The 13065-nt window shown below is 40.5% G+C and carries 8 protein-coding genes; 1 reads left to right on the top strand and 7 read right to left on the bottom strand.

Features of this window, described 5'->3' with window-relative positions:
* Positions 1-47: 47 nt before the first annotated feature.
* Positions 48-3914 (bottom strand): TIM-barrel domain-containing protein, encoded by a 3867-nt coding sequence (locus ACTJKC_RS16070; protein ID WP_440793466.1) that lies wholly within the window; start codon positions 3912-3914, stop codon positions 48-50.
* A gap of 252 nt (positions 3915-4166) precedes the next feature.
* Between ACTJKC_RS16070 and ACTJKC_RS16065 the strand changes: the two genes are divergently transcribed.
* A complete protein-coding gene (locus ACTJKC_RS16065) occupies positions 4167-4577 on the top strand; it encodes a response regulator (RefSeq protein ID WP_440793465.1) in 411 nt (136 codons plus the stop codon).
* 112 nt (positions 4578-4689) lie between these two features.
* Here ACTJKC_RS16065 and ACTJKC_RS16060 read toward each other — a convergent pair whose 3' ends face one another.
* The 6 genes from ACTJKC_RS16060 to ACTJKC_RS16035 all read right to left on the bottom strand — a co-directional run bounded on the left by ACTJKC_RS16060 (position 4690) and on the right by ACTJKC_RS16035 (position 13059).
* Positions 4690-5478 (bottom strand): NIPSNAP family protein, encoded by a 789-nt coding sequence (locus tag ACTJKC_RS16060; protein ID WP_440793463.1) that lies wholly within the window; start codon positions 5476-5478, stop codon positions 4690-4692.
* 177 nt (positions 5479-5655) lie between these two features.
* Positions 5656-7947, bottom strand: coding sequence for a prolyl oligopeptidase family serine peptidase (locus ACTJKC_RS16055; protein ID WP_440793461.1), 2292 nt, complete (start codon positions 7945-7947; stop codon positions 5656-5658).
* A gap of 145 nt (positions 7948-8092) precedes the next feature.
* The gene (locus ACTJKC_RS16050) at positions 8093-8995 is read right to left on the bottom strand and encodes an AraC family transcriptional regulator (protein ID WP_440793459.1); all 903 of its coding nucleotides are present in this window, start codon (positions 8993-8995) and stop codon (positions 8093-8095) included.
* A 205-nt stretch (positions 8996-9200) separates the two neighbouring features.
* Positions 9201-10442 carry an NAD(P)/FAD-dependent oxidoreductase gene (locus tag ACTJKC_RS16045; RefSeq protein ID WP_440793457.1) on the bottom strand — a complete coding sequence of 414 codons (1242 nt, stop codon included), beginning with the start codon at positions 10440-10442 and terminating at the stop codon, positions 9201-9203.
* A gap of 36 nt (positions 10443-10478) precedes the next feature.
* On the bottom strand, positions 10479-11480 hold the full coding sequence (locus tag ACTJKC_RS16040) for a 4-hydroxyproline epimerase (protein WP_440793455.1): 1002 nt from the start codon (positions 11478-11480) through the stop codon (positions 10479-10481).
* A complete protein-coding gene (locus tag ACTJKC_RS16035; RefSeq protein ID WP_440793453.1) occupies positions 11473-13059 on the bottom strand; it encodes an aldehyde dehydrogenase (NADP(+)) in 1587 nt (528 codons plus the stop codon). The genes ACTJKC_RS16040 and ACTJKC_RS16035 overlap by 8 nt, the downstream gene beginning before the upstream one ends.
* Positions 13060-13065: the final 6 nt, after the last annotated feature.

Genomic DNA, 13065 nt, shown 5'->3' with positions numbered 1-13065 from the left:
AGCGGGACCAATTAAAATCAGTCCCGCTTTTTTTACTAAATTTTCTTTTAAAACTTAACCGTATTCAAGTTTTTATCCACTAAAACCCCATCATTAACGTTAAGGTTAAACTGAAGTTTACGTTTGGCTTTCAATTTCAGGATAAATAAATCGCTGGTTCCGTTTAAGGCATCTTTAGCCCCAACATTTATAAATGTTGGGTACAAAACCTTATCTCCGTTGGTATGTAGGCGATCGTTGGTGAAATTGTCCATTTGTTTCACATTTAAGTTCTGCACGCTTACAAAATCATAATCCTGCGCATGGTATGGCAAGGCGAAACTTAAGGCATTTACAGATTTAAGGTTCAATCCTTTTACTTTAATCTCCACAATCTCATCTTTGTTATAGGTCTGTTTTGCAGTACTGATTTCCAGCTTACCCGCAACCTTCTCAATTTTACTATCGTTTACACCACCATCAAGCTGGGTAGCTACTACTGAAATATCGTAGGCATCAATCAGGTTGTTTTTATTGATATCGCCATTGCTGATATAACCTTCAAAATCGGCATCACCTTTTCTTAGCCCGGTATAGTTGATGTAAGAAGTTAAATCGTTCCGGTCAATCAAACGGTCGTTATTGATATCGCCGGGCAGGTAACTTTCGGTTCCGGCAACTTTAAACACGTATAATTCGCGTCCAGATCCAAAACCACCCACACCATCGGCAACTGCAATTTTAATGTAACGAGCAGTTGGATGACTTGTGAAGTTAAATATTTTAACATCACCATTATTTGCCCACTCAAAAGTGCCTGCATCCGTCCAGCTTTCTTTATTGTTGCTGTAAAACACTTTACCTTTTAATAATATTCCGTTGCCTCTCCCGCTACGTGGCAGGTAATGAAATTTATCCAGCTGATTAATTGATTTAAGATCGATCACCATATCAAAAGGAACCGATTTTACACCCCATTTGGTGTGCCATATGTTACCTTCATCAAAATCAAATAATTTATCAACGCCCTCACCATCCTGATTTTCAGCTGTAGTTTGGGCCGCAATACCCTGAATGGCAAATTCTAAAGGATTAGATTTAGTGGTAGCTTTAATTTCAGTCCAGTCAGAATAACCATCCTTATTTACCGCACGCAATTTAAATGTGTAAGGCGTTTCGGCCGATAAACCATCAAATAACAGGGCCGTATCGCGGATGGTGGTGTAGTGCATTTCATTGAAATCGATTTCATAAAAATCTGCATGATTTACTTTGCTCCACGTTGGGGTAAGTGAGTAAGCTTCTTTGTTTTTATCGGTGACACTTGCGTGCAACGGAGCAGCTAACTTTCCTGTTGATACGCGTTGTTTATCAGCAGGTTCAAATTTAAAGCCATCTATATTAACCGTTACAGGATTGATTGTAATGTCGGTAGCCTGAATTTTGATTAAAACCTGAGGATTTTTTGTAATTACAACTTTTTCAAAATCGCTGCCTTTTGTAGCAAAACGGTTCAAGTTCGGTGTGGCATCATAAAAGAATACGTTGCTCTGTTTCAAAAACGCCTCTTTTGAATTTACTTCTGTGAGTTTAATTTTATCATTCCCCACCCTAGCCGTAAGCTTTTTAGGCTTTTCTGTTGCGTTAACCACCAATTCGGTTGTTTTTTCTTTAATAAAACCCTCAAAATCACCTTTTGTAATATTAATGGTTACCGCAGCATTATTTTTTTGATCTGATGTCAACTCAATTAAGGTCGACGCACCTTTACCTATTTTGTACGCTTCTGTTGTTCCATCATCATCATATTCGGTAAATGAGGTATTCCCTGATGGATAAAGTTCGTAAATCCTATTGGCTTTATTAATCTCAGCAACATTGTTGTTTGGATTTGTCATCGGAATAATGGCTCCATTTTTAACGAAAACGGGTAATTTCCAAAGTGGTGCGGCAAAACTGTTGAGGATGCAGTTTCCGGTATATTTTTCACCGGTAAAATAATCGATCCAGGTTCCTTCCGGCAGGTAAATGCCGTTGCGGATATCATTTCCTTTATCGTCTGATTTAGTCGCCTGATAAATTGGTGCTACCAGAAAAGACGGGCCATATAAATACTGATACTGTGTTGAAATTCCTTTGGTATAAGCATTTGGATATTCCAGGAACATGGCCCTGATGATCGGCAAACCTGTAAGGGCTTCTTTCGCGATGCTATAGGTATAAGGTATTAATTCGGATTTCAGCTTTAAATAATTTCGGTTGATAGAAGCCACAGGTTCTCCTAAAGCGTGCGGATATTTTTCGTTGGCACCCCAGCCATCCATGTTCAACTGCATTGGCGTAAAGGTTTTCCATTGAAAATCGCGGGTGTTGATGGTTTGATTTTTACCACCAAAAATACCATCCATATCGGAGGTAATGTTTGGCTGACCGGATAAACCTGAACCTAAGTAGGTTGGAATGTGAAAACGGATATATTCCCATACCCCGCCGGTTTGATCGCCCGACCAGATGCCTGCATAGCGCTGTGTACCTGCCCAGCCATCCAACGAGATGATGAAAGGCCTGCTGCTGTTGCCATAATAAGGCATAATTTGCGCTACATCGGCTACCCCGTTTAACCCGAAAGAGTAACCTGCGCCTACCCAGGCTACATCGGTTTTTAATACACGAACACCGGCATCTCTGGCTTCTTTGATGATATCGCGCTGTAATAAAGCACTTACCCCGGTTTTAGGATGAAGATCTGATTGGGTCCACAAACCTATTTCAACACCGTTTTTACGGGCATAATCGCCAAAACTTTTTAAGTTTTGAATGTTGCCGTCCAATGTTTCGGTTTGGCCATATCCTGCCCCATAACCATCGTTAGGAAGCACCCAGCCCAAGGGCATGTCATTCTTTTTGTAGCGATCAATCACCGCACGTGCTGAAAACTGATAATTGTTTTTCTCGCCGTTTAATGATTCTTTTATCCCGCCGTTATCTTTCTGGCTTTCCTTGTAGCGTTTTCCATCTTCAAACAAAGTTCCTTTTTCATCTTCTTTCCAAAAATCGCGGTTGTAGGCATTTAAATGTCCCTGGTAAAAACCGAATTTCGGCAATAATACAGGATTCCCTGTAAGCTGGTAAAAATCATTCAATAAAGGCACGGCACCATTGTCTACCATAAAAAAGGCATCCAGGTAACCGGTTTCGTGTGTTAATTTAACCAGTCCTTTTTCTTTAGCACCAAAATTGTAATTTCCTTTACTAAAGGTGTACCACATTACGGCATAACCGTTTGTAGACCAGTAATAAGGTGTTGGCGTAGCTACTCCACCGTCTGTCCAGCTGTTTTGGTTTTCGATGGAAATGGCTTTTCCTTTATGCGAGAAACGACCATTTTGCACACCGCCCCCGTAAAAATATTCATCCGGATTTTCTTTAAAGCTGAGTGTTACTTTTCCTTTTTCGAACTGAATGGGGATAAGTTCTTCTAAAGCCAATGCCTGTGTAGCGAGGTTAATGACCTTAATTAAAGAAGTATTTTTATCGATCAGAACGGTTATCTTTGCTGTAGAAATGAATAACTGATTATTTTCATCCTTAATTTCCAGTTTCGATACCGGCCTGCGCGGATTTTCTACCAGAATTTTAGCCTCTGGTTTTGCTTCAGGGTCACGGATAAACCCACCGGTGGGATCCTGAAAAAGGCGGAAAATATTATCGCCATAAAAATCGACTGTTAAGCGCTGGTTATCGGTAAGCAATAACTCAATTGTGGTTGAATTGATCTTTTTTACATCAGTTACCCTGATGCTTTTTTGAGCAGGCTGGTTGTTTTTTTGCGCCATTTCCTGTGCGAAAACATAGGCTGGAAATGCGTAAAAAAGAGCCGTAAATGCTAACAGGATTATGGTTTTAGAGCGTTTGTAAAAGGGTTGCAGGGCCATTAAGATTTGATTTGGTTATGTTATGTAGTTAGGCAAGCTTATTGTACAAGCTGCTGTTGGCTAAAGTTAGCAATGATGCATAAGGAAACGCTGTGTTTTTAAGCACAAACACCGCGCAATCGTTTGTCTATCATGTTTTTTACTTTATTTAGCAAAGCGCTTGAGTAAGGAACCGGGGTTTAGAGTTGAGAGCCGGTTAACCGGTAACCGATAGACCATTCTACCTAAAAATTTTACAATTAATAAGGATTTATGGCAGGCGTTTTGCATACAGATGGCAAAATCAGATTAATGAACCTTTTAGTACCTAAAGCTTATAGTTGCGTGATCATTGATGATAGCCGCATGAGTAAGCCACTTTTCGAAAATTTCGTTTCCCAAATAGATAAACTTGAACTTAAAGGCAGCTTTACGGATAAAGTAGATGCTATGGCCGCTTTCTGGACATTCGGAAAAATAGATTTCCTTTTTTTAGACGTACAAATGGATATGTCGGGCATTGATGTAGCCAGGATGCTCAAAAACAGCGTAAAATATGTTGTAATTTTAGGTACGCAGGGCACACAGGCAATCGATGCTTTTGCTAATAAGTGTAAATTTTTATCAAAACCACTCGATTTTACAAATTTTTTAAACGCAATTGAGCAGTTGATTTCTGTTTAGTCCGGAGTCATTAGTCTGAAGTTATAAGTCGATTATTCGACAAAATGACCAATAACCAATGATCAATGAACTAATGACCAATCAACTAATGACTAATGACCAATAAACCAACTTAAATATCCGAATAATCGGTGGGGTAAATAAATTTTGTATCGTTTTTAGAAACGTTGTGCTGATACTCTGGCATTGCAGATAACTTTTTCCAATAATCATCGGCAGAAAAAGCCTTCCAGTGTTCATCTCTGTCTGCCTTATTCTCAAAGGTAGTGAGGTACATCAGGTTCGGCATGCGGCTTCCTGAAATTACTTCTCCGTAAAATACGGCATTAAAATTAAGCCGCTTAAATAAACCTATTTCATCGCCTTTATTGAACATCAGCACTTTGTTCTGGTAATATTTTTCGGTAGGCGATTCGTAACTCCTTAGTTCATATACCCGTTCTTTCATTGGTGATTTTAATTTGGGCAGCATAAAAGCGGGTGCACCTTCAAAAGCTTGTAAAATAATGGATTCAAGGCGTTCATAAGGCGCATCGTTATATATCGCATCCAGATAGGTCTTGCCCTCGATGCTATATTGCTGATCTTTTGCAAGTTTTTTATCGAGTTCTAAAATGCTATTGACTGATTTTAAAGGAATAAATACATAGATAAGTTTTTCATTAACCGCAGCCGGATCGCTTACAATAGGTTTAAACACGCCCACTTTTGCAATTCCGGATCGGTGGAGTGCGGGCAAATAAGCTTTCTGTAAATACTCATCCACGGTTTTTTCCTGCGCATCGTTTTTTAAATGGTAAATTTTAATCTGATAGAAATCTCTCTTCGCTGCATGTGCTGCAAATGCATTAAATGCTAAGAAAAACAAAAACAAACCGGATATTCTGATCTTTGGCAACATATTTACTGATGATTAAAATGATTTGGCACTAATGTACCGATTATCAGTTAAAAAAAATCAGTTAACAGTTTGCAATCGACGGTTTATAGTAGCAATTGAATAAATAACCAATAACTAATGACCAATAAACTAATGACCAATGACCAATGACTACTGAACTAATGACCAATGACCAATCTACTTTGAAATATTTGGATTTGGCGGTTCGGCATTAAGCAGGTGTTTCACAAAAAAATCGCGCTTACGCCTCCGTCCATAAATACCTCCATCACTATGGCCCATCCCTGGTATGCTTAAAATATCAAAATTTTTATTCGCTTTGATTAAGGCATCTGCTAACCGATAGGTTGATTCTGGCGGTACATTTTCGTCCGCTTCGCCAACAATCAGAAATAAATTGCCCTGTAATTTGGCCGCATTTGTAATGTTAGATTGTTCTTCATAATGCGGTCCTACGGGATACCCCATCCATTGCTCGTTCCACCACTGTTTGTCGATACGGTTATCATGGCAACCACAAGCAGAAACGGCCGCTTTGTAAAACTCCGGATGAAATAACAGTGCCCCCGTTGAGCTTTGTCCACCTGCAGAAGTACCATAAATTCCCACGCGTGTAATATCTGCATTCGGATATTTCGCTGCCATGGCTTTCATCCATAATATCCGGTCAGGAAAACCGGCATCGGCAATATTTTTCCAGCATACATCATGAAAGGCTTTAGACCGGTTAGCCGTTCCCATTCCGTCAATCTGCACTACAATAAACCCTAATTCAGCCATACTTTGCATTTCGCTGGCCGGTAAAAAGTTTTTAGGCACAAAACTATCGTGCGGACCTGCATAAATATTTTCGATCACGGGATAGGTTTTGCTGGCATCCATGTTTGATGGAAAGCAAACAATGCCCCATATATCGGTTACACCATCGCGTCCTTTAGCTACAAATACCTCAGGTAATTTAACACCAGTAGCCAAATACGCCTCCTTTTGCCCGTGTTCTATTTCAGTTATTTTTTTTGTGCTCGCCGTTAACCTTAATGCTGTAACTGGTGGAACATTGACCTGAGAATAGGTATCAAGGTAATATTTACGATCGGGAGAAAAACTGAGGCTGTGGTTGCCATTTTCGGGCGTAAGGCCAATCAGGCCTTTACCGTCAAAACCAATGCGGTAATAGTGGATAAAATATGGATCTTCTCCATTATTCATGCCGCAGGCCCTGAACCAAACCTGGCGCTTTATTACGTCTACACTATCAATATCAAGCACCACATAATCTCCTTTAGTAATGATCGACTGTTTCCCGCTGAGCGTATTTACATGATAAAGGTGCTGCCAGCCATCCTGCTCGCTGGTATATAACATTTCATTTGTTTTAGGCAGGTAACGGGTATAAATCCGGCTTTCGTAAATGAAAGTTTTTGTTTTTTCGTCGATGATATTTTTGGTTTTACCCGTTAGCACATCTACTTCAATTACCCTGAAACGCTGATGGCCCCTGTCTACTTTTTCGTAGCTGTAATACCTGCTGCTGCCCGAACGCCAATGCAGGTCTGGCGGACCGAAAAAATCAATCGGATCTGCATCTACCTTAATGGCAGTTTTAGCTGATACATTAAAAATGTAGGGTTGGTACGCCGTAAAATCATCGCCCGGCTGTGCATATTCTCTTGATTTTAACTCGCCCCGTGTAGTACCGGGAACGGAACTCAGTACATAATGTACTTTTTTAATTTCTTTGGGATCGGTTTTGTAAGCCACTATAGTTTTGCTATCCGGCGACCATTCAAAATCGCCATAGGGTTTGCCGGCATTGCCATCGGTGCTCAATTGTGTTTCTGCTTTGGTTTTAAGATCGACCACGAACAGGTTTCCTCCACGAATCAGGATTTCGTTTTTACCATCTGGCGATTTCCGCAATTCGCGGTTCCTTTGCCAACGCGACCGACGTTGTTGTAAGGCTTTTTTAGCAAAATAGCGGTAAATTGTGGTGTCGCTGGTATTGGTCAGGCTAAAATCGCCAAGATTGAGTTGAAACCAGTTATCCTGTATTTTTATTTTCGCGGTATTTCCCTGTTCAGCGAAATACAATTCAGCAAATTGAAGTTTTAGCGGATTTTGTTTCTTACCGGTAATTTTCTCAATATTCCTGGCTACGATATCATGATCGAACGCCAACTTACGTTTTCCGCTTGCCGCATCTACATAATAATATTCCCAGGTTCGGTTGGGCAGGTTCTTCTTATACCAGAATGCACTTCCATCTTTTTTCCAGTAAGGAACAATATCATTATTGGTTGGAATATTGCGTAATGCAGTATCGAGTTTAGCAGATAATTGATACGCGCTAGCCATTTCTACAGCGCCCGGAGCATAAGGACTTAGTTTTAAATGTTGCGCTTTTGTTTGAAAAAGAACTAAATTTAACAGAATAAAAATTACTGGCATTTTGGCCTTAGAAAAAGTCATTATTATATTTTTTGGTTATAAATACGGGATTATGAGCGTTGGTTGCACTTTACGATAAGCAACATTTTAAAAATCAGGTAAAAGGCATCTCCCTCCATTTGAAAAAACGGCTATGTTTTATGATGAAAGAAGATAATCTATTCGTTTAAGCGCCTACGTAATTCACTTTACTTACGTTGTTGTAAGTATCGATATAAGACCGTGGCGATTGGCCGATAATGCTTTTAAATACCCTGTTAAAATTAGTAATACTATTAAAACCGGCTTTATAAGCTACTCCTGAAATACAATCTGCTTTTTCGCCCGAGATCAGGCTCTTACATGCGTCGTTGATTCTCACTTCGTTTAAAAATGAAACAAAAGTGTGTCCGGTGTGCTTTTTAAAGTACCTGCAAAAGGCTTGCGGAGTCATAAAAGCGGTATTGGCTACATCTTCCAATGAAATCTGGTTATTGTAATTCTGGGTAATGAAACTGATGATCTTACTCAACCGCATCCCTTCATTTTCGCTAACATTAGTTGAATAAATATCCGAGCAGAGGGATTCTACATTTTCGTTTAAATCCTGCAAACTGTTGATCAGTTTTAAAAAATTAAACAGTACATCTACACCCGTTGCGTGATGAACATTGAATAATTTGGCCACGATATCTTTGGTAAAGCCAAGAGGAATTTTAAAACCGTGTTTATTTTTAGTCAAAAAAGCGCTTGCCATTTTCATTTCCGGAAGATTGAACAATGAAGCAAGAATGCCATTGGGATTGAAATAAACCGAACATGCTTTGATTGTTTTATGGCTATCTGCCGAAAAATATTCAGGATTACTTTTAAATAAATGCGGAAGCTTTGCACCGATTACAAAAATATCGCCCGACCGGAAGCTATGCATATCGTTCCCTGCAATTAAAGTACCTTCTCCACTTTCGATATAAGTGATCTGCCATTCGTCGTGGCGGTGCAGATATTGATAAAAATACGGCAATTCGATGTGTTCCGATATAACACTCTTATCATCGGGCACAAGCAGGGTAAATGGTAATACTTTCATAGTCTGGTTAGATTTGGTTCAGTTTACAGATTATGAATTGAATGTAAGGATATTAACCATAAAAATCAAACAAATACCAAATCAGGTTAAAATCCTGCTATAATTTAACAATATATGGCAGATTATATCTGATATAAGTCCGGACCACTGCAAAAAATGAAAACATCTATTTTGGGATTACAAATCCGTCTACTTAAACAGTAAGTTAACGCGATACTGCAAAAGGTTCCAATTTTAAATCAGTTGCAGTTCCGGCAACAATCTGGCTAACAAGTAATCCCGTTGCAGGGCCTAAACTCAAACCCATCATGCCATGACCAGTTGCAATGATCAGGTTATCTCTTTTTTCACTTCTGCCTATGTAAGGTAAACCATCCGGGGAAGATGGACGGAAACCATACCAGATGTCTTTTTCCGCCGGAAGTTCAGGCTTTAAATCAGGGAAATAAGCCGGCACCGATTCTACAATGCCTTTAACCCGCTGCATGTTTATCCGGTTATTAATTTTATCCAATTCCATTGTCCCTCCGTACCTGATCTGACCGTTCATTGGTGTAATGGCTACCCTCGCTTCGCATAACAATGCCGGAATAGTTAAACGGTTTTGTGGTTCGGCTTCCATAAAAGAATAGCCTTTTCCTGGCATTAAAGATATGTTGATATCGGCCATTTTAGCCACCGCAGGCGACCAGGAGCCAGTAGCTATCACATACTGATCTGCTTCCCAGGCCTGTATCCCTGTAAAAACTTTCGTGATGCGATTGCCTGCCACTTTTATCTGATCAACCTCCTTCCCCCGTTCAATTTTTACACCATTTTCGGTTAAATATCCGAGTAAAGCATTCATTAATTTTGTTGGATAGAGGTGTGCATCGCAACGGTAATGTACCGCGCCTAAAACATCCAGCTTTAAACCGGGCTGTAGTGCCCTGCACTCATTGACGCTTAATACGGCCATATCCAAACCCAGTTCTTTTGCTCTTGCTGCCAGATGAGCTTCTTCTTCACCTGCCTTTTCCGTTTTGTAAAAGGCAAGAATACCATTATTGGTGAGCCCGAAATTAAAATCCGGCTCTTTTGCCAGGTCTTCGTATAGCTTTTTACTTAATAAAGAAAGATCGCGCAAAGGTTCTGCCGATTGGCTAACATGTTTTGCAGTGGCATGTTTCATAAATTTCAGTCCCCAATTAATGAGATTTGAACTTAATGACGGGCGGACGTAAAACGGACTTTTACTGTTAAACATCCATCTGATACCCTGTTTAATCATTCCGGGTGCAGCCAAAGGCACAAAATGGCTCGGTACAATCATTCCCGCATTACCAAAAGAGCAGTTGTCGGTAATGTCGCCTTTATCTAAAACAGTTACTTCGTATCCTTTTTTTTGCAGGTAATATGCTGAAGTTAAACCCACAATCCCACCACCAATAATTAATACCTTCGACATTCTTTTATTTTATTTACTGATCAATTTAAAAACTTACTATATCACCTGAAATCCATGTGCGTATGGATCATCTTCGGCATCAATTTTAATCGTATTGTAACCAAATACTTTTGCCCAGCCCTCTACACTCGGGATAATTGCTTTAATTCCATTCAGTTCTACTTCTTCTTCTACCCTCCCTGTAAATTTACTGCCGATAAAACTTTCGTGGATAAAATCTTCTCCCAATTTTAATTTCCCTTTGGCATGCCACTGCGCCATGCGTGCAGAAGTACCGGTACCACAAGGTGACCGATCGATGGCTTTATCGCCATAAAAAACGGCATTTCGGGCGGTTGATGCTGGGTCGATTGTTTTGCCTGTCCATAATACATGGCTACAGCCGTTTATTGTCGGATCAAGCGGGTGAACAAAAGTATATTTTTCGTTAATGCGTTTTCTGATGGTTTGGCTCCAGGTAATTAATTGTGAGGCTGAATAGTTTTCCAATCCGGGAAAATTCTGCTGAGGATCAACAATCGCATAAAAATTGCCTCCGTAAGCTACATCAAAAGTAAGCAGTCCTAAATCCGGACATTCAATTTCCAGGTTTTCAGCAGCGAGATAGGAAGCTACATTTTTTAACTTAACAGATTTAACTTTTCTTCCTTCCTGCCTGTATTCGATTAACACAAGCCCTGCCGGAGCTTCCATTCTGATTATACCGGGTACTTTTGGTTTAATCAGTCCTTCTTCAATCGCAATGGTAATGGTGCCAATTGTTCCGTGGCCGCACATGGGTAAACAGCCGCTGGTTTCGATAAAGAGCACGGCAACGTCGTTATCCGGATCGTGAGGGGGATAGAGAATACTGCCCGACATCATATCATGCCCACGTGGCTCGAACATTAAACCCGTTCTGATCCAGTCAAATTCTTTTAAAAAATGCTGACGTTTTTCACTCATATTTGAGCCAATAAGCTGTGGACCACCACCTGCAACCAGCCTCACCGGATTTCCACAGGTGTGCGCATCTACACAAAAAAATGTTTTACTCATGAGATTTGGTTAATTTTTGATTAACGGTTCTGAAAATATTTAAAGGGTTACCGTCCTTCAGTTCATCCGGTAAAAGTTCCTGTTCCCAGTCCTGATAAGCCAATGGCCTTACAAAACGGTTGATTGCAGTAGAACCTACTGATGTAAAGCGGCTATCGTTAGTTGCCGGGAAAGGCCCGCCATGTTGCATAGCTGCACAAACTTCCACTCCGGTAGGCACGCCGTTTAAAATGATCCTTCCGGTTTTACCGGTGAGTTTACTAAGCAAGACTTCATAATGCTGAAGCTCCTGCTTTTCGGCCATCAGGGTTACGGTCAATTGTCCTTCCAATACATCAATTGCTTTTTCAAGTTCAGCAACATCATCAGCCACTACCAGCAAAGAATATGGTCCAAAAATTTCTTCACGGAGTTTTGGGTTTTTGATAAAATCAGCGGCACTTACTTGCGCAATTTTTGCCTGAGATTGATTTTTTAATTCATTATTATTCAGATTAGATGAAGCTATAACCTCAACTCCTGCTTCATTTATAATTTCTGCAGAAAGTTGACCATAATTGCCTGCAATGCCTTCGGTAAGCATGGTTGCTGATGGGATAACCGCAATGGCTTCTTTTAAAACAATTTTAAAATTATCGAGCCCCGGAGACTGAACAGCGAGTAATAAACCAGGGTTAGTACAAAACTGACCGGCACCCAAAGTAATAGAAGCTGCATATTTTTTGGCCAGTTCTGCTGCCTGTTTTTCTATAGCCTGCGGAAGAAAAATAACCGGATTAATACTTCCCATTTCGGCAAAAACCGGGACAGGTTGCTCACGCTGTTGCGCTAAATTAATCAAAGCCATGCCTCCCTTATACGAACCTGTAAAAGTTACTGCCCTGGTTAACGGATGTTGCACAAGATTAGCTCCTATGCTATAACCATCATCATATAACATGGAAAAAACACCTTTTGGCATCCCGGTTTTATCCACAGCTTTTATAATGGCTCCGCCTACTAAAGCACTGGTACCATAATGTGCCGGATGTACTTTTACTACTACCGGACAACCAGAAGCCAGCGCCGAAGCGGTATCACCTCCTGCTACCGAAAAAGCAAGCGGAAAGTTACTCGCGCCAAAAACCACTACCGGGCCAACCGGCACCAGCATTCTTCTGATATCCGGACGAGGTAAAGGTTGCCTTTCAGGCAGGGCTGTATCTATAATCGCATCCACCCAAGAGCCTTCGGAAACAAGATTGGCAAATAACCTTAACTGCCCGGTGGTTCTGCCCAGTTCGCCCTGCAGGCGGGGTAATGGCAGGCCACTTTCGGCCGAAGCCCTGTTTACCAGTTCTTCACCAAGGTGGGCAATTTCGTCGGCAATGGCATTTAAAAAAGCTGCCTTAAGGTCTTTATTTAAACTTTTGTAACTATAGAAAGCCGTAGTTGCTGCTGCTAAGGCTTCATCAACCAAACTTTTGTTTGCTTTAGAAAATTCGCCATCAAGCGTTAATCCTGTAGCAGGATTAACGGCTTTAAGGCTTTTTTCATTAACTTCTGCATAGGCACCGGCTACAATATTTTTTCCGTTCATATTTGA

Origin of the sequence: Pedobacter sp. 22226 (assembly GCF_052045455.1) — a bacterium.
Classification (GTDB): domain Bacteria; phylum Bacteroidota; class Bacteroidia; order Sphingobacteriales; family Sphingobacteriaceae; genus Pedobacter; species Pedobacter jeongneungensis.
This window is presented reverse-complemented; position numbering and strand designations above follow the sequence as displayed.